This is a genomic window from Microvirga sp., assembly GCF_014699075.1.
Taxonomy (GTDB): domain Bacteria; phylum Pseudomonadota; class Alphaproteobacteria; order Rhizobiales; family Beijerinckiaceae; genus Microvirga.
Genome location: NZ_JACXAB010000031.1, coordinates 24,287 through 47,345, shown reverse-complemented (window position 1 = coordinate 47,345; position 23,059 = coordinate 24,287). Strand labels below are relative to the sequence as shown.

General features: G+C 63.0%; 22 protein-coding genes and 1 pseudogene. 12 read left to right on the top strand and 11 right to left on the bottom strand.

The annotated features are described in order from the left end of the window. Positions 1–251: 251 nt before the first annotated feature. The 3 genes from IC232_RS24155 to IC232_RS24145 all read right to left on the bottom strand — a co-directional run bounded on the left by IC232_RS24155 (position 252) and on the right by IC232_RS24145 (position 2,649). The gene (locus tag IC232_RS24155; protein WP_190847504.1) at positions 252–1,031 is read right to left on the bottom strand and encodes an outer membrane protein; all 780 of its coding nucleotides are present in this window, start codon (positions 1,029–1,031) and stop codon (positions 252–254) included. Between the two features lie 325 nt (positions 1,032–1,356). Then, entirely contained in the window at positions 1,357–1,806 is a 450-nt protein-coding gene (locus tag IC232_RS24150) for a sigma factor-like helix-turn-helix DNA-binding protein (protein WP_190847503.1), read from the bottom strand. A gap of 123 nt (positions 1,807–1,929) precedes the next feature. Next, positions 1,930–2,649, bottom strand: a complete 720-nt coding sequence (locus tag IC232_RS24145; protein WP_190847502.1) for a pentapeptide repeat-containing protein — start codon at positions 2,647–2,649, stop codon at positions 1,930–1,932. Positions 2,650–2,866: 217 nt separating this feature from the next. On the opposite strand from IC232_RS24145, the gene IC232_RS24140 reads away from it, so the two are divergent. From IC232_RS24140 to IC232_RS24125, 4 genes are all read left to right on the top strand, one after another. Next, positions 2,867–3,094 (top strand): hypothetical protein, encoded by a 228-nt coding sequence (locus IC232_RS24140; RefSeq protein WP_190847501.1) that lies wholly within the window; start codon positions 2,867–2,869, stop codon positions 3,092–3,094. 113 nt (positions 3,095–3,207) lie between these two features. Beyond that, positions 3,208–3,882, top strand: coding sequence for a Crp/Fnr family transcriptional regulator (locus IC232_RS24135; protein ID WP_190847500.1), 675 nt, complete (start codon positions 3,208–3,210; stop codon positions 3,880–3,882). 149 nt (positions 3,883–4,031) lie between these two features. Next, positions 4,032–5,069: a Fe(3+) ABC transporter substrate-binding protein gene (locus IC232_RS24130; protein ID WP_190847499.1), complete on the top strand. Its 1,038-nt coding sequence runs from the start codon at positions 4,032–4,034 to the stop codon at positions 5,067–5,069. Between the two features lie 192 nt (positions 5,070–5,261). Continuing rightward, entirely contained in the window at positions 5,262–6,965 is a 1,704-nt protein-coding gene (locus IC232_RS24125; RefSeq protein ID WP_312895228.1) for an iron ABC transporter permease, read from the top strand. A 169-nt stretch (positions 6,966–7,134) separates the two neighbouring features. On the opposite strand, the gene IC232_RS24120 is transcribed toward IC232_RS24125, so the two are convergent. Further along, positions 7,135–7,809 (bottom strand): 3-oxoacid CoA-transferase subunit B, encoded by a 675-nt coding sequence (locus IC232_RS24120; RefSeq protein ID WP_190847498.1) that lies wholly within the window; start codon positions 7,807–7,809, stop codon positions 7,135–7,137. Beyond that, positions 7,809–8,546 carry a CoA transferase subunit A gene (locus IC232_RS24115; protein WP_190847497.1) on the bottom strand — a complete coding sequence of 246 codons (738 nt, stop codon included), beginning with the start codon at positions 8,544–8,546 and terminating at the stop codon, positions 7,809–7,811. The genes IC232_RS24120 and IC232_RS24115 overlap by 1 nt, the downstream gene beginning before the upstream one ends. Positions 8,547–8,745: 199 nt before the next feature. Here IC232_RS24115 and IC232_RS24110 point away from each other — a divergent pair, with 199 nt between their 5' ends. Next, on the top strand, positions 8,746–10,557 hold the full coding sequence (locus tag IC232_RS24110; RefSeq protein ID WP_190847496.1) for an AsmA-like C-terminal region-containing protein: 1,812 nt from the start codon (positions 8,746–8,748) through the stop codon (positions 10,555–10,557). Here IC232_RS24110 and IC232_RS24105 read toward each other — a convergent pair. The 5 genes from IC232_RS24105 to IC232_RS24085 form a co-directional block, all read right to left on the bottom strand. Beyond that, entirely contained in the window at positions 10,551–11,354 is an 804-nt protein-coding gene (locus IC232_RS24105; protein ID WP_190847495.1) for an ABC transporter permease, read from the bottom strand. The genes IC232_RS24110 and IC232_RS24105 overlap by 7 nt on opposite strands. After that, positions 11,351–12,256: an ABC transporter permease gene (locus IC232_RS24100; protein ID WP_409564963.1), complete on the bottom strand. Its 906-nt coding sequence runs from the start codon at positions 12,254–12,256 to the stop codon at positions 11,351–11,353. The genes IC232_RS24105 and IC232_RS24100 overlap by 4 nt, the downstream gene beginning before the upstream one ends. A 2-nt stretch (positions 12,257–12,258) precedes the next feature. Beyond that, a complete protein-coding gene (locus tag IC232_RS24095) occupies positions 12,259–13,428 on the bottom strand; it encodes an ABC transporter ATP-binding protein (RefSeq protein WP_210335484.1) in 1,170 nt (389 codons plus the stop codon). Positions 13,429–13,637: 209 nt separating this feature from the next. Next, positions 13,638–15,230 (bottom strand): DHA2 family efflux MFS transporter permease subunit, encoded by a 1,593-nt coding sequence (locus tag IC232_RS24090; RefSeq protein WP_190847494.1) that lies wholly within the window; start codon positions 15,228–15,230, stop codon positions 13,638–13,640. Positions 15,231–15,236: 6 nt separating this feature from the next. After that, positions 15,237–16,424 carry an HlyD family secretion protein gene (locus IC232_RS24085; protein WP_190847493.1) on the bottom strand — a complete coding sequence of 396 codons (1,188 nt, stop codon included), beginning with the start codon at positions 16,422–16,424 and terminating at the stop codon, positions 15,237–15,239. Between the two features lie 135 nt (positions 16,425–16,559). On the opposite strand from IC232_RS24085, the gene IC232_RS24080 reads away from it, so the two are divergent. Beyond that, positions 16,560–17,228, top strand: coding sequence for a TetR/AcrR family transcriptional regulator (locus tag IC232_RS24080; RefSeq protein WP_210335483.1), 669 nt, complete (start codon positions 16,560–16,562; stop codon positions 17,226–17,228). A 68-nt stretch (positions 17,229–17,296) separates the two neighbouring features. Then, positions 17,297–18,211 carry a DMT family transporter gene (locus IC232_RS24075; protein ID WP_246812372.1) on the top strand — a complete coding sequence of 305 codons (915 nt, stop codon included), beginning with the start codon at positions 17,297–17,299 and terminating at the stop codon, positions 18,209–18,211. On the opposite strand, the gene IC232_RS24070 is transcribed toward IC232_RS24075, so the two are convergent. Beyond that, the gene (locus IC232_RS24070; protein ID WP_190847492.1) at positions 18,208–18,894 is read right to left on the bottom strand and encodes a Crp/Fnr family transcriptional regulator; all 687 of its coding nucleotides are present in this window, start codon (positions 18,892–18,894) and stop codon (positions 18,208–18,210) included. The genes IC232_RS24075 and IC232_RS24070 overlap by 4 nt on opposite strands. 203 nt (positions 18,895–19,097) lie before the next feature. On the opposite strand from IC232_RS24070, the gene IC232_RS24065 reads away from it, so the two are divergent. The 5 genes and pseudogenes from IC232_RS24065 to IC232_RS32965 all read left to right on the top strand — a co-directional run bounded on the left by IC232_RS24065 (position 19,098) and on the right by IC232_RS32965 (position 23,023). After that, complete coding sequence (locus IC232_RS24065; protein ID WP_190847491.1) at positions 19,098–20,996, top strand: ABC-F family ATP-binding cassette domain-containing protein; 1,899 nt, start codon at positions 19,098–19,100, stop codon at positions 20,994–20,996. 338 nt (positions 20,997–21,334) lie between these two features. Further along, on the top strand, positions 21,335–21,472 hold the full coding sequence (locus tag IC232_RS24060) for a hypothetical protein (protein ID WP_190847490.1): 138 nt from the start codon (positions 21,335–21,337) through the stop codon (positions 21,470–21,472). A gap of 87 nt (positions 21,473–21,559) precedes the next feature. Beyond that, a complete protein-coding gene (locus tag IC232_RS24055; RefSeq protein ID WP_190847489.1) occupies positions 21,560–21,970 on the top strand; it encodes a hypothetical protein in 411 nt (136 codons plus the stop codon). A 394-nt stretch (positions 21,971–22,364) separates the two neighbouring features. Further along, positions 22,365–22,697: pseudogene (locus tag IC232_RS33375) on the top strand (calcium-binding protein); the annotation flags it as partial. A gap of 191 nt (positions 22,698–22,888) precedes the next feature. Beyond that, on the top strand, positions 22,889–23,023 hold the full coding sequence (locus tag IC232_RS32965) for a hypothetical protein (protein ID WP_281413424.1): 135 nt from the start codon (positions 22,889–22,891) through the stop codon (positions 23,021–23,023). Positions 23,024–23,059: the final 36 nt, after the last annotated feature.

Genomic DNA, 23,059 nt, shown 5'->3' with positions numbered 1-23,059 from the left:
CTCCCGTTCCAGGCAGTGAATCACAACTCCAGCCCGCGCAGAAGCCGTAGAGTCCTAGTTCCGGTCCGATGCTCTAGAGCTGAGCTTCCCGTGGGGGCAACTACGGGCCGGGGCCGCGACCACAGATCCTTCAAGGACGGGTCGCGGCCAATTTCCCCTCTTCAGCATCCAGTGCTGCCTGTTCGCCCGATTCAGGCAACGAGGTTAGGTCCGGGTTTCCCCGGACCTTGTCGTTCAGAGGCCAAGCACCCCTAGTACGTGCCGAACTTGAAGTTCAGCTTGGCCCGGGCGACGAAGAAGTCGTTCTCGTCGTCCCCTCCGCTGGGCGCCACCACCGGAATGGCAGCTCCACCGCCGGCAGGCGTGAAGGTTCCGACTACGCCGTCGAAGTCGTCATCGTCTTCATCGAAGCTGAGCCACAAGCCCTCAATGCCGAAGGTAACGGCCGAGGAGCCGAACCAGTTTACGGGCAAAGCCCACTCCACGCCGCCGCCTGCGACCCAGCCGGTGGTATCCTCCGAGTAGGCAAGGCCACCTGTGGCATAGATCAGCACGCGGTCGAACGCGACGCCTGCACGGGCACGAACCGTGCCGAACCAATCCGACAGGTTGCTGTCAAACTCGCCAGGCACGAAGGTTCCGACCGTGCCGGCCGGGATGAACCTGACGTCTTCGCTCTCATCGGTATCCGCCCACTGAATGTCGGTCTCGACGCCGATCACGAAGGAGCCGATCTGGTAGTTGTAGCCGATCTGGGCGCCGCCCGTGAAACCGCCGTCGCCATTGTCCGGGAATATCAGCGTCCCAGGTGCTGCACCGCCGAGGACGACGGTTTCTTCGTCGTCACTGCGCCAGCCCCAACCGGCGTTCACGCCGCCGTAGAAGCCGCTCCAGGTGAAAATCGGGGCCGCCGCAACGAAGGGCACCGGAGGCGGAGCTGCGCGGGCCGGGAGGTCCGCAGCAGAGGCAGCGGCTGCCGCAAGCGTAAGGCCGGCAGCCCCTGTCAGGAGGCTAAGTACGCACTTTCTCATGACCGTAACCCCTTGTTGTGAGGATCCACGGGCAATACTTACGCTCCTTGGACAAGGGAATGCTATGGCAAAGCAGCAACACTTGAGCAAACCTCAAGTATTCAAGTGGCAAAAAAGTAGTACTACCTTTGTAATTAAGAATATTATCTATAGATCCTGAAAATAAGTCTCTTAACAGATTGTTAAAACTGATTGACATTGCTATTCGCGAATGCCCTAATATCTACGTTTTCGGCTTGACAACCGAAGGCGAGGAGATCACTCAACCCTGCCCCACCGGGCGGGGTTTTTTCTGGAAATTTCGCTACAAGCGACCCAGCAAGCCTCATAAGTCTCCAAGCAGCAATTGAGCCTGAGCGCCTGCCTTCGGGCTTGGGCGTTTCTTGTCTGAAGGCGAGGATGCTCGAATGTCCCGCTTCTCAGACCTTTTTCGAGGGTCCGGACCGGTCATCCGCGCCTTGGCCTTGTCCCGTGCGATAGCCTCAGGGGCCGCCGGATTTTCGTCCAGCCACTTGCCGCGTTTGATGACCTCGTTGACGCGGCCCTGGTTGACCCCAAGCTGGAAGGCGATCTCCTGCTGGGTCATCTCCGTCGTCGCGTGAAGCTCCAGGATGTGCCGGGCGAGTTCCGGTGTCATCTTCTTCCCAGCGATCCGTCGCGCAGGGGCCACCGAACGCTTGGTGCGGTCCCGATCCCGCAGCTTCTGCAGGATGGCGAGCGCCATGTGCATTCCCTGCTCGCGCAGGGCATCCTCGAATTCTTTGAGCGTGGTCAAATCGAACGCACTCCTTCAGAGACAAGGAAGACCTGAAGAGAACAGGCACCCGGCTTCCAACCCGAACGTTCTCATCAGAGACAACGGCCACGCTCGGGCTTGGTTTCAGAAGCGACCGGGCGATCAGTCCTCCTCTTCCTTGCAGGGCCAGGATTTCGGTTGCGCCAGGCCCCCTGGAAGCTTGGTCTGCGCCGTGCCGCAGGCAATATCGACTTGGGCCTGGGTCAGTCCAACCGCGCGGCTCAGGTCCGAGCCGCCGATCTGGGCCAGGAACATGTAGGTCCCGGTGAAATTCGCCCCTTGAAGATCGAGCCCGATGAGGCGAGCACGGGATAGATTGGAGTAGCTGAAATCCACGCCCGTCACCCTGGCGCTCTGAAACAGCACACGGGCGAGTTCCGCCTTGGCCAGGTTCGCTCCCGTCAGATCCGCGCCGCTGAAGTCGGACCGGTTCAGTTCGGCCTTGTTGAAGTTTGCCCCTGCAGCCTTGGCCTGGGCGAAGTTGGAGCGGCTCATATCGGACGAGACGAACACCGTCCCAATGAGAGTGGCCTGCCCGAAATTGGCCCGCCAGCCGAGGGCCTTGGTGAAGTCGGCACGCGACAGGTCCGCTCCCTCGAAGCGGGTGCGGCTCACCTCGGTTTCGCTCAGGTTGGCTCCTGCCATCTTCGACGATGCGAAGTCGCTCAGGGTCAGGAGAGAACGCTGGAAGATCGTTCCGGTCAGATCCTCACCGGTGAGGACGAGGCGCGCCTTGGAGCATCCGGACCAGTCGACGCCAGGACTTGGCGCATCCTGACACTTGGCCGCGGCAGATCCCGCGCAGAGGACGAGAAGGATCAAGCCTCCAACGGTACGGCGCGACGCTCCCACCGCTGGCGATAATGCCCGAATCTGCACGAACTCACGGTCCTCCATGGGGCCCTCTCAAGGCTTTGATTGATAACTAGGCTTCGCGCCTGTGCCGAGGAGACCCGAGCTGCAACTTTCCCGAATTGTGCAAGACTCGACTTCCCTTGCGTATGGTCTAGCTTCTGCATCGATTCTTGTGGAGGCACGTATGCGTACCATCGTCACCGTTTCAGCACTTCTTTTCGCCGGCTTCACCCTGGGCGGCTGTGTTGCCTCCACGGGTCCTGTCGGCGTCCTGCCCCGCGATCCTGTTCCGCCCCCGCCTTCCGTCTCCGGCCAGCCGCCACGGGTGCCGGCCGCCAGCCAGAGCGCTCGCACGGCGGTCCAGCGCCGGACGCTGAGCGTCCCTGGCCAGGCTGCCTCTCCCCGTTCCTGATCCTGTCGGGGCGGCAACTCGCGGCATCGATCCTGCGCCAATGCGTAGCTGGCGCAGATTCCTATTCCGATGGTATATGCCCTAACGTGACATAAGAATGCGGGCGAAATTCCATGACTTGGTCCATCACCTGGGTTGAGGCCATCGGCTGGCTGGGGGCAGCGCTGGCGATTGCGGGCTGCGCGATGAAGACGATCATCCCGCTGCGCTGCATCGGGATCGGCGCAAACATCTGTTCGCTGATCGTCTCCGCCTATCTCGGCAATATTCCAGGCGTCGTCGCCAACCTGATCCTGCTGCCGATCAACAGCGTGCGGCTCTACCAGATGCTGGGCCTGATCAAGCGCGTAAAGCAGGCCTCCAAAAGCGATCTATCCATGGAGTGGCTCAAGCCCTTCATGACCCGCAGCAGGACAAAGGCCGGAGAGGTGCTGTTCGCCAAGGGCGATGTCGCCACCTGCATGTTCTATACGATTTCCGGGCGCTACCGCCTGAAGGAGATGGGCATCGAGCTGGTGCAGGGGCAGGTGGTCGGCGAGATGGGCTTCCTCTCCCCGGACAACACCCGCACCCAGACCCTGGAATGCGTCGAAGCGGGCGAAGTGCTGAGCATCTCCTACGACGAGGTGCGCCAGCTCTATTTCCAGAACCCTCAGTTCGGCTTCTATTTCCTCCGTCTCGCCAGCGAGCGGCTGTTTAACAACATGCAGAAGATGGAAGAGGAGATAGCCCGTCTCCGCGCCGCCCTGCCGGAAGTCGAGACGGTCAGGAAAGCCGCCTCAGCTTAGAAGAATTATAAGAAATTGGCAGTTTAGAATTCTTATAAGTTATTGATTTGATTTGCTTTTTAATTGACCCCAAAGTGCGATCGTGGTTCTTGCAGCATCAATGGGACACGGCACTACGCCGCCCATGATCAATTCTGAAGGAACCTGTGATGGCGAACCTCTCGTTTGCGCGCGGCCTGCTCTGCGGGGCGGCTGCTCTTGGTGCTCTGGCCGGCTCAAGCCTCTCCGCCTCGGCCGAGGAAGTGCTGAACATCTACACCACCCGCGAGCCCGGCCTGATCAAGCCCGTCCTTGACGAGTTCACCAAGGAGACCGGGATCAAGGTCAACACGATCTTCATCAACAACGGCCTCGAGGAGCGCATTCGCACCGAGGGCGCGAACAGCCCGGCCGACGTGATCATCACGGTTGATATCGGCCGCCTGGCAGCCGCCAAGGATTACGGCGTGACGCAAGCCGTGAAGTCCGAAGCGCTCGAGAAGGTCATCCCGGCAGCCTATCGCGATCCGGAAGGCCACTGGTTCGGCATCGCCCTGCGTGGCCGCGTCGTGTACGCCTCGAAGGAGCGTGTGAAGCAGGACAAGATCTCCTATGAGGAGCTCGCCGATCCCAAGTGGAAGGGCAAGGTCTGCATCCGCTCGGGCCAGCACCTTTACAACATCAGCCTGATCGCCGCGATGATCGCTCACAAGGGCGAGGCGAAGGCCGAGGAATGGCTGAAGGGCGTGAAGGCGAACCTCGCCAAGAAGCCTTCGGGCGGCGACCGCGAGCAGGCCAAGGACATCCTGGCCGGCGTCTGCGACATCGCTGTCGGCAACACCTACTACGTCTCGCTCATGCTCAACGGCAAGGACGAGGAGCAGAAGAAGTGGGGCCAGGCGATCAACGTGATCCTGCCGACTTTCGAGGGCGGCGGCACGCACGTGAACGTGTCCGGCCTCGCGCTGGCCAAGAACGCTCCGAACAAGGCCAATGCCATGAAGTTCATGGAGTACATGGTCTCCGACGCATCCCAGCAGATCCATGCCGAGCTCAACTCGGAATACCCGATCAAGGCCGGCATCAAGATCCACCCGACCATCGCGTCCTTCGGTGAGCTCAAGGCCGATAACGTGCAGATCGCTAAGATCGCCGAGCTCCGCAAGAAGGCCAGCGAGCTGGTCGACAAGGTTGGCTTCGACCAATAAGACAGTGGGCGGCTCCAGCGCATCGTGCGAAAAAGTGGATCCGGTTTTTCGCGCCGTACGATGCGCTTCTGAGGGAGTGAGCATCGGCTTGGTCCCAAAAGTGCCTTCCACTTTTGGGGCCGATGCTCTAAGCCGCCCACTTGCTTTTCAGAGAGGCGCTACCGGCAACGGTGGCGCCGTTTCCGTTTGACCGTGATCGCAAGAACCCAAACAGCCATCGGCTTCTCGTCCCAGACGAAGGCAAAACGTATTCCCTGGTGGCTCTCTGCCGCCCTGGCGGCTGTCGGTCTGCTCGTGCTTCTGCCGGTCGGCGCCCTCCTCGGCATCGCGGCCGAGGGCGACGCGGAAATCTGGCCGCATCTCATCGCCAATGTGCTGCCGGCGAGCACGATCGACACGATCGCCCTGCTCGCCGGCGTCGCCCTCGTCGCAGGGTCCATGGGCGTCACGACGGCCTGGCTCGTCACGGCTCATCGCTTCCCCGGACGCAATATCCTGGTGTGGCTCCTGCCGCTGCCGCTCGCCGTGCCCACCTACATCACGGCCTACATCTATGTGGAAATCTTCGATTCCGCAGGACTCGTGCAGATGGCCCTGCGCGACTTCATGGGCTGGCGGTCGCGGTCCGAGTACTGGTTTCCGGAAATCCGCTCGCTGCCCGGCTGCATCCTCGTCATGTCCGCGGTGCTCTACCCCTACATCTACATCGCCGCGCGGGCGATGTTCCTGACGCAGAGCGCGAGCATGCTGGAGGTGGCGCGCACCTTGGGCGCGAGCCGCATCAAGCTCTTCCGCATCATCGCTCTTCCCCTTGCACGCCCAGCGCTGGCCGTCGGCCTTTCGCTGGCGCTGCTGGAAGCGCTCAACGATATCGGCGCAAGCGAATATCTCGGCGTGCGCACCCTCACGGTGTCCGTGTACAACACCTGGCTCAACCGGGGCAGCCTCGCGGGCGCGGCGCAGATCGCCTGCGTCATGCTGGCTTTCGTCGTCGGCCTGATCCTGATCGAACGCTACGGGCGGCGGGACAGGCGCTATGCCCTCTCGCCGAAACGCCATCGCACGGTGCACCCCGTCACGCTCAAAGGTGGACGCGCTTGGACGGCGTCCCTGCTCTGCGCAATGCCGGTCCTTCTGGGCTTCATCCTGCCGACGGGGTTTCTCTTACGAGAAACGCTGCGCGGGGGCCTCGTCGAGCAGTTCGACACGGACTTCCTCGCTCACTTCATGACGACAATCGGCCTTTCCGTGGTCGCAACCCTTCTGGTGCTGGCCCTTGCCGTCCTTCTGGTCTCGGCCGCACGCCTGTCCAAGAACTCCCTGACCAAGGGAGCGCTCCTTGCGGCGGGACTTGGCTATGCCCTGCCGGGCACTGTCCTGGCGCTGGGCCTCATGACGCCGCTGGTGGGGTTCGACAACCTGATCGGCACGATCTGGCGCCACCTGACCGGCGAGCGTCTCGGCCTCCTGCTCATGGGCGCCGCGGGCGGCATCATCATCGCCTACGTGATCCGCTTCCTGTCGATTGCAACGGGCTCCCTCTCGGCAGGCCTCGACCGGGTGTCGCCGAGTCTCGAGGATGCAGCGCGCACGCTCGGAGCGTCGCGGCGGGAGATGGTCTGGAAGATCCAGATTCCGCTCATGCGGCCGGCGCTCGCAAGCGCCGCCCTGCTGATCTTCGTCGACTGCATCAAGGAACTGCCCGCAACCCTGCTGCTGCGGCCCCTCAACACGGAAACGCTCTCGACGCTCGTCTACAACTATGCCTCGCGCGGGCGCTTCGAGGATGGATCGCTGGCCGCGTTGGTCATCGTGCTGGTCGGGCTCGTTCCGGTCATCCAACTGGTGCGCAGCGCCGAGGCGCAGCCGAAAGCAGCGGAAACACCGGTTTCATAAAGAAAAAGCAGCCGTAAGAGCCGCTTTTGAATTCTATTCTGTCTCTGTCCTCATCCTGAGGAGGCGCTGAGAGCGGCGTCTTGAAGGAGGATCCAGTGTGCGCTGGAGACGCCTCGCCCTTCGAGATGCGAGCAAGCTCGCTCCTCAGGATGAGGCTCCGTGGTGCGCGTCAAGCAGCCTGCTTGCCGTTCAAATCGACTTTGAAGTCCGCTGCCGTCTTGGCCTTGATCTCCTCGACCGTCACACTGTCGGCGAGTTCGATCAGGGTCATGCCGGAGCCGCCCTTCTTGTCGATGCTGAAGACGCCGAGATCGGTGATCACCAGATCGACCACGGCGGTGCCGGTCAGGGGCAGGTTGCACTCCTTCAGGAGCTTGGGATCTTCAGAGCCGTCCTTGGCCTTCGCCACATGCTCCATGACCACGACGACGCGTTTCACGCCTGCCACGAGGTCCATGGCGCCGCCCATGCCCTTCACCATCTTGCCGGGGATCATCCAGTTGGCGAGATCGCCATTCTGGGCCACCTGCATGGCGCCGAGGATCGACAGGTCGATATGGCCGCCGCGGATCATGCCGAAGGAATCGGCGGACGAGAAATAGCTCGTGGTCGGCAGCTCGGTGATCGTCTGCTTGCCGGCATTGATGAGGTCTGCGTCCTCCTCGCCCTCGAAGGGGAACGGGCCCATGCCCAGCATGCCGTTCTCCGACTGGAGCTGAACGCGCATGCCCTTCGGAATGAAGTTGGACACGAGGGTCGGGATGCCGATGCCGAGATTCACGTAGAAGCCGTCGCGCAGCTCCTTGGCCGCGCGGGCGGCCATCTGTTCACGGGTCCAAGGCATCAGACTTCCTCCCCTGCTCCCGCCAGCACGGCGGCGTCCGTGCGCTTGCGGATCGTGCGTTGCTCGATGTGTTTGACCGGGTTCGGCACATGCACCATGCGCTTCACGAAGATGCCCGGGGTGTGCATGCAATCCGGGTCGATCTCGCCGGCCGGCACCAGATGCTCGACTTCGGCAATGGTCATGCGCGAGGCGGTGGCCATCATCGGGTTGAAGTTGCGGGCGGTCTTCCGGTAGACGAGGTTGCCTTCCGTATCGCCCTTCCAGGCATGGACGATGGAGATGTCGGCGAACAGCCCGGTCTCCATGACGTATTTCTCGCCGTTGAACTCGCGCACTTCCTTGCCCTCAGCAATCAGCGTGCCCACACCGGTCTTGGTGTAGAAGGCCGGGATGCCGGCGCCGCCGGCACGGATGCGCTCGGCCAGCGTGCCCTGCGGGTTGAACTCAAGCTCCAGCTCGCCGGAGAGGTACTGCTGGGCGAAGAGCTTGTTCTCGCCCACGTAAGAACTGATCATCTTGCGGATCTGGCGGGTTTCCAGAAGGCGGCCGAGGCCGACCCCGTCCACGCCCGCATTGTTGGAGATGAAGGTCAGGCCCTTCGCTCCCGAATCACGAATCGCCTCGATCAGCGCCTCCGGAATGCCGCAGAGGCCGAACCCCCCGGCCATGATGGTCATGCCATCCTTGACCAGGCCAGCCAGCGCCGAGCTTGCATCGCTGTAAACCTTATCCATCAAATCCTCTCCTTGTGGGCAGGAGCCTGCCCGTTCGAAGTGTCGCGGTTCGAATGGCGGCCACCCTGCAACCTGGCCTCAATTTAGACAATCCCTTCGTATGGATATATGGATAGGATTCATGAATTCGGCCCTGCCTTGAGGACATCTCCTCTTCACCGCTTGCGAGGCAGCGCTCAAGGTTTACAACACTCATTCCATGTCCCGCCGCGTTGTCTTTCTCATCGCCTTGATTTCGCTTGCCGTTCTCGGGACGGCGGCCTCCCCCTGGACATTGCCGGGAGGCGGCCTGTCGGCGGAGTTGAAGGAGCATGTGAGAAGCCGCTATGGCCTCGACCTGACGGTCAGGGGCCGGAGCACCTTCGCGGTGCTGCCCATCCCACGGGTCAAGTTCGAGAATGTGGTGCTTGAGTTTCCGGACGGGGCTCTCAAGGCGGAAGGCGGCACCCTGAGGGGCGAGTTGCGCATCCTGCCGCTGCTCTTCGGCCGGATCGACCTGTCCGACTTCGACCTGACGGAAACCCGCATCACCGCCTCGGCCCAGAAGCTCCAGGCCGTCAAATGGACGGAGATCTTCAAGGACCGCGCGACCGAAACCCATGCCCGCCGGCTGGTGTTGACGAAATCCTCGGTGCGCTGGACCGACCTGAAGGACAGCAATCTTGACGGGCTCAATGCCATCGTCCGGTGGGTGGACCCGTCCGAACCCATGACGCTGTCAGGGTCCGCTCAATGGCGCGACGAAGTGGTTTCCCTGGAGCAAGCCTCGGTCTTCCCGGACCTGCTTGCGGCCAACAAGATTAGCCCGTTCTCCCTGACCCTGTCCGCACCCAGCGCCCGCCTCACCGCCGAGGGGGAAGCGCATCTCGGGGATGGGCCACGCATCACGGGGGAAAGCACCATCAAGACCGCTTCGGTGCGTGACTTCACCCGCTGGAGCGGAATGGATCTTCCCTTCGGATCCCTGCTGCGGGCTCTCTCGATCAGCGGCGACTTCTCCTTGGACCGCCGCCGCCTGTCCTGGCCTGCAGTCGCCATCACCCTGGGCTCCGACAAGCTGGAGGGCACCTTGGGCGTCCGGTTCGATACGGAACGGCCGGTCATCGCCGGCACCCTGGCGGCAGTTACGCTCAACCTGTCCGACCTTTTCGCCCCGTTCAACCAGACACGCACCTCCTCAGGCGCGTGGAGCGAGGAAGCGATCAACCTGGCCGGAGCGACGGGCTCCGACCTTGACCTTCGCCTTTCGGCTTCGACTGCCAGCCTTGGGCGCCTGAGCCTCGACGATATGGCCGCCAGCGTGCTCATCCAGCCCGGCCGCATCGAGGCCTCCATCGGGCGGGCTGCCTTCTATGACGGCACCTTGAAGGGGCGGTTGTCGCTGGCAGCCCAGAACGGCCTCGTCGACTTCAAGAGCCAGGGGACCTTTTCAGGGGTGCAGATCGCCCCCTTCCTGGCGGCTGCCGGCGAGCCACGCTGGATCACGGGCCGTGCCCAGGGGCAGTTCAGCTTCGATGGACAGGGCCGCAACCCGGCCGACGTGATCCGTCAGGCGGCGGGCCGCTCCTCGATCGAGCTGACGGACGGTGAACTGTTGGGGATCAATCTCGAAGACGCCCTTCGCCGCGTGGAAAAGCGTCCTCTTCTCGCATCCCTGAACTGGAAGGGCGGCCGTACGCCTTTCGCCAAGGCCGAAGCGCAGGTCGTGATGCAGGACGGCATCGGCGAGATCGTCGAGGGCAAGCTGAAAGGCCCGTCCGTGCAGGCCCAGCTTCGCGGGCAGGTGCTGATGGTGGATCGCACGCTTCAGGTCACGGCAGGCATCGCGTCGGTCACTGCACCGGCGGGGCAATCCCCTGCCCTTGCCTTCGACGTCACAGGCGATTGGGACAATGTCACCGTCAGCCCCCAGGTGCGCTCGCTCATCGAGCGGTCGGGGGCGGCAAAGCCGCTCTTCCCGTCGCAGCGCGTGCCGGCCGGCGAGCAAGGCCCGCAGGCCACGGCTCAATGAGCGTTGCGGCGCGAGCTTAAGATCGAGCGCTTGCTCAATAAGGTTGCCGAGATCACCCCGAGAGTCACGATCCCGATCAGGATGGCTGAGGCCGCATTGACCTCCGGCGAGAGCCCGAGCCGCACCGCGCTGTAAATCTTGATCGGCAGTGTGGTGGCGCCAGGACCCGCGTTGAAGCTCGCGATCACCAGATCGTCCATCGACAGGGTGAAGGCGAGCAGGAAGCCCGCCACGATGGAGGGCGCAATCAGCGGCAGCGTCACCGAAAAGAACGTGCGCAGGGGCGGCGCACCGAGATCCATCGCGGCTTCTTCCAGTGAACGATCAAAGGTCATGAGGCGCGACTGCACCACCACGGTCACGAAGCACATGGTGAGCGTGGTGTGAGCCAGCGTAATGGTCCAGAAACCCCGGTCGAAATCGACAGCCACGAAGAACAGCAGCAGGGACAGACCGGTGATGACCTCCGGCATGACCATGGGTGCATAGACCATGCCGGTGAACAGCGTCCGTCCGGGAAAGCGCCCGTAGCGCGTGAGCGCGAGCGCTGCAAGCGTGCCGAGAACGGTTGCCAGCGTTGCGGACAGGAACGCAACACGCAGCGTCACCCAGGCTGCTTCCATGAGCGCCTCATTGCGGAACAGCGCGCCGTACCATTGGGTGGAGAAACCGCCCCACACGGTGACGAGCCGCGAGGCGTTGAAGGAATAGAGCACCAGCAGCAGGATCGGCAGGTACAGGAACGCGAAGCCGATCACCAGCGAGGTGACGTTGAAGGCGCTCAGACGCCGGTTCATGGCCGCGCCTCCACGCGCCGGGCCTCGACATCGCGGTAGATTACGATGGGCACGACGAGAATGATGAGCAGCAGGATAGCGACCGCGGAGGCGAGCGGCCAGTCGCGGTTCGAGAAGAACTCGCTCCAAAGCTGGCGTCCGATCATCAGGGTCTCGGAGCCGCCGAGCAGATCCGGGATCACGAACTCGCCCACCGCCGGGATGAAGCACAGGAGTGAGCCTGCAATGATGCCCGGCATGGCGAGCGGCACTGTGATGGTCCAGAACGAGCGCCAGGGCGTTGAGCCGAGATCGAGCGCCGCCTCGAGCAGCGTGTCGTCCATCTTCTCCAGCGTCGCGTAGAGCGGCAGCACCATGAACGGGAGGTAGGCATAGACGATGCCGATATAGACCGCCGTCTCGGTGTTGAGGATGTCGAGAGGCTCCGAAATCAGGCCAACTGCCATGAGCACCTGCGTGAGCAGCCCTTCGGGCTTGAGGATCGCCACCCAGGCATAGATGCGGATCAGGAAACTCGTCCAGAACGGCAGGATGATCGCCGCGACCAGCAGTGCCCGGTAGCGCTCCGGCGCGCGCGCCATGCCATAGGCGATGGGAAAGCCCACGAGCAGCAGCAGCAATGTGGACACGGCGGCGATGCGCACCGACGAGAGCGTCGCGCGGAAATAGAGATCGTCCTCGACCAGCAGGATGAAATTCTCGAAGTCCAGTGCGCCGAAGAAACCGGCGATGTCGCTCCACTCGAAGACGGGCTTGTAGGGCGGCTGGGCCACTGCCGGGTCCGACAGGCTGATCTTGAGGACGATGAGGAACGGCACGAGGAAGAGCACGCCGAGCCAGAGATAAGGCACGGCAGGCACGAGACCTGCGGTGAGGCGCCGCATGAGGGTGCGTTCCATCATGGCTATTCCGCCAGGATCACCGCCGCATCCGGCGCGAAGGTGACATAGACCTGCTCGTCCCACTCGATGGGGCTTTGGACGAAGCGGGAGGCATTGGCGCGGGTGACGCGCAGGATCTCGCCGGTGGCGAGCTTGACACGGTAAACGGTCCAGTCGCCGAGATAGCCGATGTCCCACACTTCGCCGGTGAGCACGTTGATGGCGCCCTGCCCCGGCGGGTCGCGCTGGATCACCATCTTTTCCGGGCGCACGGCAATCGCCACAGCCTGACCGGAATGCAGCACCTCGTCCGGATCGTCGATGGTGAGCGGTACTTCGGCGGACGATGTCTTCACCCGCCAGAGGCCGTTTTCCTGGCCCTGCACATGGCCTTCGATGATGTTCACATCGCCGACGAACTCGGCGATGAATCGGGTCTTGGGCTGCTCGTAAATCTCACCGGGCGTGGCGACCTGCACGATCCGGCCGTGATCCATGACGGCGATCCGGTCGGCCATGGTCATGGCCTCTTCCTGGTCGTGAGTGACGACCACGAAGGTCATGTGGAGATCATGCTGGATGTCCATCAGCTCGAACTGGGTCTCCTCGCGCAGCTTCTTGTCGAGGGCGCCGAGCGGCTCGTCGAGGAGCAGCACCTTGGGCTTCTTGGCAAGCGCACGGGCGAGCGCCACGCGCTGGCGCTGGCCGCCAGAGAGCTGGCTCGGATAGCGGCGGGCGAGCTTCTCGAGCTGCACGAGGCGCAGCATCTCGCCGACCCGGTCCGCGATCTGGTCTTTGGGCATCCCATCCTGCTTGAGCCCGAAGGCGATGTTCTTCTCCACGCTCATATGCGGAAAGAGCGCATAGGACTGGAACATCATGTTCACCGGCCGACGATAGGGCGGCACGCCCGCCAGGTTCTGGTCGCCTAAGGTGATCGTGCCCTCGGTCGGCGTCTCGAAGCCGGCGAGCATGCGCATCAAGGTGGTCTTGCCGCAGCCGGAGGGGCCGAGCAGGCAGAAGAACTCGCCTTCGAAGATGTTCAGGGAGAGATGATCGACCGCTGTGGAATCGCCGAAACGTTTCGTGACGTTCTCGAAGCGGATGAGCGGCTTGGCATCGGGATTCGCCCAAGGGGCGAAGGAGCGGCGCACGGCGCCAACGGAGGCGGATTGACGGGCTGGAGGAGGCAAGATGCTTGAACTTCACCTGTCTGAGAAAAACCAGGGCGCAAACTAGGATGTTTGGGCTGCAAGAACAACAGCTTAAAAGCCCCGCGTCCCCACACTTTGCGCCGGATGTCAGGGACAGGGTAGAGGCTATTCCGTTCGACCGCTGAGGGCTGAGCCCGCCGCGCAAGAAAAAGCCCGGCATTTCGCCGGGCTGAAGTTTGGAGGTTAACTCAATGCCCGCCGCTACCGGCAGGAGCCGCCCGCGGTTTCTTGATGAACGGCAAGGCGAAGATCAGGCCCAGGAACAGGATCGTCAGCAGCAGGAACACATCCGCGAACGCCATGACCATCGCCTCGCGGTGAACCATGTTGGACAGGGTCTTGATCGCAGCCGTGCCGGCATCGGTGCCCAGCGACTGGAACTTCAGGGTCATGGCGTTCAGCGTTTCGACCGCCGTCGACCGGCCCCAGTTCACGCTTTCGCGCAGGCGCTGCAGATGAAGGTCCAGGCGGTCGTTCAGGGTCGTGTTGATGAGTGCCAGACCCACTGCACCCCCTAAGTTGCGAGTGAGGTTGTAGAGGCCCGAAGCGTTCTTGATCCTGTCCGGCGGCAACGTGCCGAGCGCGATGTTGTTGATCGGCACCATGCAGATCATGAGCCCGACGCCGCGGAAGATCTGCGGTACGAACAGCTCCCAGAAATCCCAATTCTTGGTCATGCCGCTCATCATCCATGTGCCGAAGGCGAAGGCGGCAAAGCCCATGCCCATCATCACGCGCGGGTCCATTTTACGTGACAGAACACCTGCCACCGGCGCCATCAGGAACATGGTCGCGCCGGACACGAACATGGTTTCGCCGATCTGCAACGAGGAATAGCCGCGCACGCTACCGAGATAGACGGGATAAAGATAGGTCAGGCCGTAAAGCCCGATGCCCATGACGAAGCTGAAGGACGAGCCGGCCAGGAAGTTGCGGTCGGCGAACGCGCGCAGATCCACGATCGGCTGCTTCGCGGTGAAAGCCCGGTAGAAGAAGCCCAGGCCGCCGACCACGCAGACGATTGTGAGGATCAGCACCAACTCGTCCTGGAACCAGTCGTTCAGAGGCCCCTCTTCCAGCACGTATTCCAGGCTGCCGAGAAAGGCCGCCATGAAGCCGAGGCCCGCCCAGTCGAAGCTCTTGAAGAGGCTTAAATCAGGCTCATCGAAATCGACCAGCAGATAGGTGGAGATCGTGACGAGGATGCCGGGCACGATATTGACCAGGAACAGCCAGTGCCAGGAGAAGAGGTCGGTGAGATAGCCGCCCAGCGTCGGCCCGATGGTCGGTGCGAGCGTCGCCACCAGGCCGATGATCGGCGAGATCACGGGCCGCTTTTCCGGCGGGAAGATCGTGAAGGCCGAGGCGAAAACGGTCGGGATCATGCCGCCGCCGATGAAGCCCTGCAGCGCGCGATAGACGATCATCTGATCGATGTTCGTGGCCGTCGCGCACATGAAGCTCATGAACGTGAAGCCACCCGACGCGATCACGAACATCCAGCGCGTGGAGAGCACGCGGGAGAGCGTTCCCGACAGCGGGATCATGATCACTTCCGCGATCAGGTAGCTCGTCTGCACCCAGGAGATCTCCTCCGACGACGCGGAGAGACCCGCCTGGATTTCGGCAAGCGACGCGGAGACGATCTGGATGTCCAGAATCGCCATGAACATGCCGAAGACCATGCAGAAGAACGCAAAGGTGCGGCGCCCGCTCACGGGCGCCGGCTTCGCAGCCGGCATAGGGCTCGGTGCGTTCGAAATGGCAGCCGATGCGGCCATGGTTCTTTACTCTTTAAGGCTGGCGGTCTTCTCGGTGTCGGCCGAGGTGCGCGTATCCACATCGACGACCACCGACAGACCGGGACGCAGGATGCCCTGCTGGACGATCTCCGGATTGACGGAGACGCGCACAGGCACGCGCTGAACGATCTTGGTGAAGTTGCCGGTGGCGTTCTCCGGCGGCAGCAGGCTGAACACGGCGCCGGAGGCCGGCGAGACGCTTTCCACCGTGCCGACCACATCGGCATCCGGGAAGGCATCGACCTCGATGCGCACCTTCTGGCCGACCTTCAGGGACGCAAGCTGCGTCTCCTTGAAGTTGGCGTCCACATGCACGCTCGTCATGGGCACGAGGGCCGCGAGCCGAGCGCCGGGCTGCACATAGGTGCCGACTTCCATGGCCTTGTTGCCGATCACGCCGTCGGCCGGGGCACGGATCTCCGTGAAGGTGAGGTCACGCTCCGCCTTCTCGACGGAAGTCTGCTGCTCGGTTGCGACGCGCTGGGCTTCGTTCTGCTGCGCGGCGAGCACGTCGACATTCGACTTTGCAGCAGCAAGCGCCGCTTCTGCGCTCTGCACATTGGCCTGACCCCGGTCGCGGGCGGCCTTGGCATTCTCAAGCGCGGCCCGGCTGGTGAAGTCGGACCGGGCGAGCTGCTGCTGGCGGGCATAGTCGCTCTCGGCACGCTCGGCCTCCGCCTTCGCGGCGGCGATCTGCGCCTGAGCCTGCGCCACGGAGGCGCGGCCCGCCTCGATCTGGCGGCCGATGCGCGTGACGGCGCTCTGCTGAGTCGCGAGCTTGTCCTTGGCCGATTGGAGGGCGAAGCGGTAATCGCCGTCATCGATCTTGGCGATCAGGTCGCCTGCCTTGACGCTCTGATTGTTGTTGACGGCTACGGATTGCACATGGCCGGATACCTTCGCCGACAGGATCGTGATGTCGGCCTGCACATAAGCGTCCTCGGTCGAAACCATGAAGCGGCCATTGGTCCACCATTCGTGGCCCTCGTAGCCGCCGAAGACCAGAGCCCCGGCAAGAACGGCCAGGATCAGCGGCTTCTTGCCGAGGCCCTTCTTCTTGGTCTCAGGCGCAACCGCCTCCAGAGCACCCTGCCCCGGCTGGCACACCGGCGCCTCTACGACACCGTCGGGGCCGCTCTTCGCGCCCTGCTCGAACTCTTGCCGATAAGCCATGTTAAACCTCTGCAAGGCTTGTAGAATCCGTATGCGTCGAACTATCGGACAGGCCTTGATCTGTGGTGTCTGCCTGCCATATATGAGTTGACCGAACCGTTCGGTCAATGGACAATCAAGGAAGTTCTGGAAGCCATGACCGTTGTGCATGACGGTATCCGGGTTCAAGACCTCGCCGAAGCCGGAGAAGAAAGCGCAGAGAGCGCCAAGCGCCGCCAGATCTTGGAAGGCGCCCGCAAGGTGTTCCTAGCTCAGGGGTTCGACGGTGCCAGCATGGGCGAGATCGCCAAGGTTGCAGGCGTCTCGAAAGGCACGCTCTATGTCTACTTCGACAGCAAGGAGAGCCTGTTCGAGGCCCTGACAACAGAAGAGAAACGGGGTCTGGCAGAGGTTCTGTTCAAGCTCGACCCCGAGGATCCCGACGTCCGCGGTGTTTTGAGAACCCTGGGACTGAGCTACCTGCGCCGCATGGGCAAGCCCGAGCATATCTCGTCGATCCGGATGGTCATGGGGGCGGCGGAGAAGTTCCCGCGCCTGGGTCAGGCCTTTTATGAGGCCGGCCCCTGCCAGGGCATCGCCCGGCTCAAGGCCTATTTCGACCGGCAGGTCGAGGCCGGACGGTTGTCCATCGAAGACACCGGCGTCGCCGCCCAGCATTTCCTCGACCTCTGCGTCTCCGGCATGCTGCGCCGCCTGCTTTTTTCCGTTGGCGAGCCGCCGACGGAAGCCCAGATCCAGAGGAACGTGGAGAATGCCCTTCGCGTCTTCTTTGCAGCCTACGGTCCTGGTGCTCCTCAGGAATAATGACGGTTGGAGCTTTCCCGCATCCCTGCCCTTCAATAGTCTGAGCCGCATCGAGCTGGGAGTGGGCAATGGGAAAGCATGAGGGCAGCGGAGCCGGCCATATTGCGGCCTTCGCCGCGATGGCGCTCATCTGGGGGCTGACCTGGCTTCCGATGAAGATCGCCTCCGAGGCCGTTCCGCCGATTTTCCTGGCGATGATGCGCTTCCTGCTCGCGGGCCTCTGCTACCTCGCCTTCATTCTCGCCAAAGGGCTGCCCTTGAGGATGGTGCAGCCGGGGCGGGTCATCGTCGCGTCGCTGCTCATCACGACCGGCTGCTACAGCCTGCTGTTCTGGGGTGTCGCCAGGGCACCGACCGGTCTATCGTCCATCGTCAATCTCTCCCTCATGCCAATCTTCCTGATCGTGATCGGCGCGCTCTATGGACAGGAGCGCATCACGCCCCGCAGGCTGGGAGCCATCGCGCTCGGCGTTCTCGGTCTCGTGATGCTCTTCTCCGGGCGGACAGGCTCGGCGCAGGACGGCGCCCTGCTCGGCCTCGCCGCCGTGGCCCTGGCAACCTTGAGCTATGCCTGGGGCGGGGTGGTCAGCCGCCCGCTGATGCAGACGATGCACCCGATCAGCCTCGCGTTCTGGGAGACGAGCATCGGTGCGCTCGGCCTCGTACCCGTGTCGCTTCTGGTGGAGGGCTACGATCCTGCCTACTTCGCAGGGCTCATGGATGGACGGGCGATCATGGGCCTCACCATCCTGGTCCTCGGCGGCTCGCTCGGAGGATTCTCGATCTATCTCTGGCTGGTGCGCGACTGGGGTGCCTTTAGGGCCGGGCTCTACTCGTTCGTCAGCCCCGTCGTGGCGGTCACTGTGGGCGTCGCCTTCGTGAACGAGGCCTTCGGCTGGCCGGAAGCCATCGGCATGGCCGTGATGCTGTCCGCTACGGCGCTCGCCCTTACGGAGGGCAAGCGTGCAGCGACGGTCGCCTAGTGATCGGTCCGGAAGGCCTCGGCCACACGGGCCTTGAGCACGTCAGGCTGGCGCAGGATCAGGGCACCCCTGGTCCGCTCGATCAGGCCCTCCTGGGACAGCATCGTGAACTCACGGGTGATCTGCTCGCGGCGGCAGCCGATGCGGGCGGCGACGATGTGGTGGAAGGGCGGCGGCGTGATCACCCGCTCTCCCGACTTGTCCTGCCGGGGCGTCGACAGCCGCAGGAGTTCCGAATAGAGCCGGTGCCGCAGATCCAGCACCGTCTGCTCCATGAAGCGGGCATTCAGCTCGCGGATGCGGGACGCCATGAGGCAGAACAGGCGCTCGGATACGGGCTGATGGGAGAAGAGCATCTCCTTGAAGACGGACGCCGGCATCACGCAGGCTTCGCCCCGGGTGAGCGCCGTGACGTTGGCGGAACGGGGAACGCCATCAAGAGCGGCCAGTTCGCCGAACACGTCGCCGGGCTTCATCTCGTGGAGGATGACCTCCTTGCCGGAAGCCGTGCGCATGAGGACCCGCACCTCTCCGGAGAGAAGGAAATACACGTCCGTCGAGGGCTCGTCGAAGTCGACGACAACCTCCTCGGGGTCGAAACGGCGCCAGTTGGCCCGCGTCTCGAACGGGGCGAGGTCAATCTCCAGACCCTTGAATAACTTGATCCCAGTGAGCCGCCCCATCGGTGTCCTCCCTGCTCGATATCTTGGCTATAGCATATATTCCGCACTGACGGTACGGGAGAAATGCCGTATCCCTTTGTCAGGCCTCCAGGATCCTGTCACTGGCGATTCAGGCTATCGCCGGACCTTATGCGGGTCGGCGGCAGAGCGGTGAAGCCGCCCAAATCCCTTGCCAGCGCGGCCTTCCCGCGCCAAAAGGCGGCATGCTTCACGTCAACGACCTGACCTACCGCATCGGCGATCGGCTGATCCTCGACCACGCCTCCTTCAACCTGCCTGACGGCGCGAAGGTGGGCCTCGTCGGGCGCAACGGTGCGGGCAAGACCACCCTGTTCAAGATCATCCAGGGGGAGCTTGCCACCGAGAGCGGCAGCGTCACCCTGCCCCGCGGCATGAAGATCGGCGCGGTGGCACAGGAAGCGCCGGGCGGTCCCGAGACCCTGATCGAGGTGGTGCTGGCCGCCGACAAGGAGCGTGCCGCCCTTCTCACCGAGGCCGAAACCGCAGACGGCCTGCGGCGGGCCGAGATCGAGATGCGGCTCACCGATATCGGCGCCCATTCGGCCCCGGCCCGCGCGGCTGCCATTCTCCACGGCCTCGGCTTCGACGCCGAGGCGCAGAACCGGCCCTGCTCCGACTTTTCCGGCGGCTGGCGCATGCGCGTGGCCCTGGCCGCCGTGCTCTTCACCGAGCCCGACCTGCTGCTGCTCGACGAGCCGACCAACTATCTCGACCTGGAAGGCACCCTTTGGCTCTATGATTATCTCGGGCGCTATCCGCACACCGTGCTGGTGATCAGCCACGACCGCGAGTTGCTCGACACCTGCGTCAACCACATCCTCCATCTCGATCGGGGCAAGCTCGCGATCTATCGTGGTGGGTACACATCCTTTGCCAAGCAATACGCAGAGAAGCGCGAACTCACAGCGAAAGCGGCCGCCAAGCAGGAGGCCGAGCGCAAGCACCTGCAGGCCTTCGTGGACCGCTTCAAGGCCAAGGCCTCCAAGGCCCGGCAGGCGCAATCGCGCGTCAAGCGGTTGGAGAAGATGGAGGCGATCACCACCATCGTGGAAGACGACGTGCTGCCCTTCAACCTGCCTGGGCCTGAGCGCCCCGCCGCCCCGCCGCTCATCACCGTCGAGAGCGGTGCCGTCGGCTATGGCGAGCGCATCGTCCTCGACCGCCTCAACCTCACGATCTCTCCGGACGACCGGATCGCGCTGCTGGGCTCCAACGGCAACGGCAAGTCCACCTTCTGCAAGCTCATCGGCGGAAGGCTTGCGCCCATGAAGGGCGAAATGCGCACGCCCACGCGAATGGATGTCGCCTATTTCGCCCAGCACCAGCTCGACGAGCTGAACCCCAAGGCCACCGCCTACGACCATGTGGCCGAGCGCATGCCGGACACGCCCATTGCCAGGATCCGTGCCCGCACGGCGCAGATCGGCTTTCCTGGTGCGAAGGCCGACACACCGGTCTCCGCCCTATCCGGCGGAGAAAAGGCGCGCCTGCTCATGGGGCTTGCGGCTTTCAACGGCCCTCACCTGCTCATCCTTGACGAGCCCACCAACCACCTCGACATCGACAGCCGCACGGCCCTGATGGAGGCGATCAACGACTATACGGGCGCGGTGATCCTGGTGAGCCATGACCGCTTCCTGATTGAGGCCTGCGCCGACCGGCTCTGGATCGTCGGCAACGGCAGCGTGAAGCCGTTTGACGGCGACATGGACGACTACCGCCAACTCGTCCTCTCGGGAGAACTCGACCCGCAGAAGCGCTCCGACCGGCCGCAGGCCCCCGCCGCCTCAAAGACCGACGAGCGCCGGGCCGCTGCCGAACGCCGGGCGGCGCTTGCCCCCTTGCGCAAGAAGCTCGATGCACTCGAGAGCCGGATGGCGAAACTCACGGATGTGATCGGCAAGGTCGATGCGGCTCTCGCCGACGGCACCGCCTTCCAGAAGGATCCGGCAAAGGCGTCCGAGCTGTCCAAGATGCGCGCGGAGGCCGCCGCGACCCTGGAAACGGTCGAGGAGGAGTGGCTCGCCCTGAGCAGCGAGATCGAGGAGGCCGGCGTCTGGGCGCCAAGCCTACCTCCCTAGAGCAGGCGAGATACCTCCTCGGAGTGCACTCAAAATCGAAGCGTGGTCGTAAGCTGATCCTAGCCTTATGGGGGAGGCTGACGATGAAAATCCTGATTTCCGCTTGCACCGACAGGGCCTTTGCCGGGGGGCTCGTGCCAATGGCCCATCTGACGGTCGGATCGGCATTGGCCGTGAATGACAACGCGGCTCAGGTGCAATCCAGATGGAGGCTCCGTCTGCATCGGACACACTCGGCCGATCCGACCCGGCAGGCTGCCTGTTAAGCCAGGTGCGGGGGAGCACAGCAGGCTGTTCCGTTCAAGGTTAGCGTCCGGCTTTCCTCGATGGAGGCTTTGATGGCTCAAGTCCTGACTTACTGCACCACGAAGCTGTTCTCTCACGCCGTCCTGCCGCTGGTGATGATCAAGCCGCAGCCGCTCGTGAGCGCCAATGACGATCATCCCCTGGCAGCGTTCCCGGACGTTTGGCGGTAAGCAGCCACCTCGGTTGTGAACACTCGCCATTACTGCTGCGTTCATCATGAAAGGCGTATGGTGATACACCTGGAAGGGAGAACGACCATGTATCGTGCAGTTTTGGCCACGGCTATGCTCATCGGCGGCGCCATCGTCGGGATGCCGTCGGGGGCACAGGCGCAAGGGCTGGTGCCCTGCGCTCGGGAGAACGGGTTCTGCCGTGTTCCCTACTCAACCCGTGTGATCTACGGCATTCCCGGCCGCAGCGTCGAAGTTTACGTTAGGGACGGCGGCGTCCCCTGCTCCAACAGGGTGTTCGGCGATCCCGCTCCGGGCGTTGCGAAGCGCTGCGCCTACGTCGCCCGTGGGGCCGATAGAGGCCCCAGACGATACGAGGAGCGATCCAGAGGATACGACGATGGGTATCGCAGATCCTTCCGCGAGTATGATCGCGGCCCGTGGGACTATTATGATGACGGGTATGATCGTCCTTTCCGCTCCTACGAGGTTTACTGATCCGCTGAATGCACAGTCGGTCACTGGCTGAGACGTCAAGGAGGCGAGCGTAAGATTTGTACGCTCGCCTTTTCGTTTGTCGAGGAGAGGTTGTCCACTCATCACCGAATGATGAGATGCGCCACGGCACGTGTCTCGCTCCGAGATCGCCTCTTTACCAATCGTTCATCATGATCTCACTTCGCGACCGGGCCGGCAGATATACGCCCGATGAACGGGCCACCTTGCCACCATTCAGCCATCCTGTCCGATGATGCAGTCACGAGGGGTTAACCGCCCTGTGGCACTACTTGGGCCTGAACCTTCGACGGGTCTCGCAATGAGAGAAGCCCGGCAACAGAAGACTGCGGAGACAACGATGGCGACCATCTAAGGGGATGAATTCGACGACGATATCGACGGTTTCGACACCTCGGATATTATCTACGGCTATGACGGCAACGATCTGATCTTTGGCTTTTATGGCGACGGCGACATCTACGGCGACTGGGGCCACGACACGATCGATGGCGGCTTCGGGGATGACTACCTGATCGGCGGCGGCGGCGACGATGACCTTTATGGCGGCGCAGACTTCGACGACCTCTATGGCGGCTCCGGTTTCGACTTCCTCTCCGGCGGGTCCGGTCTAGATCTCCTCTCCGGCGGCTCGGACGGCGATCTTCTGTCCGGCGGAAAAGGGCGCGACACGCTGATCGGTGGAAGTGGAAAAGACGAGTTCTTCTTCAAGAGAGGCGATTCCGGTCTCACAACGAGCACGGCGGACACGATCACCGACTGGAACAGATTCTATGATTCCATCGAAATGACGATCAAGGGAACCTCGCGCAACTATCGTGAGGTCGAGACGGACGCGCGCTCCATTTCAACGGCTGCCTCCGATGCCGACTACCTGCACGGTGAGAGAGCGTCAGGCACGTGTTTCTGTTCAATCCCGACACCGACACCGGCTTTCTGGTGTCGGATCTCAACGCCGACGGCCGGTTCGAAACAGGCATCGTGCTCAAGAAGGCCGGCTTCGCGTCAGACATGAGGTACGACTACATCATCTGAGAACGCACTTCTCATCAACAAAAATGGCCGCACCTG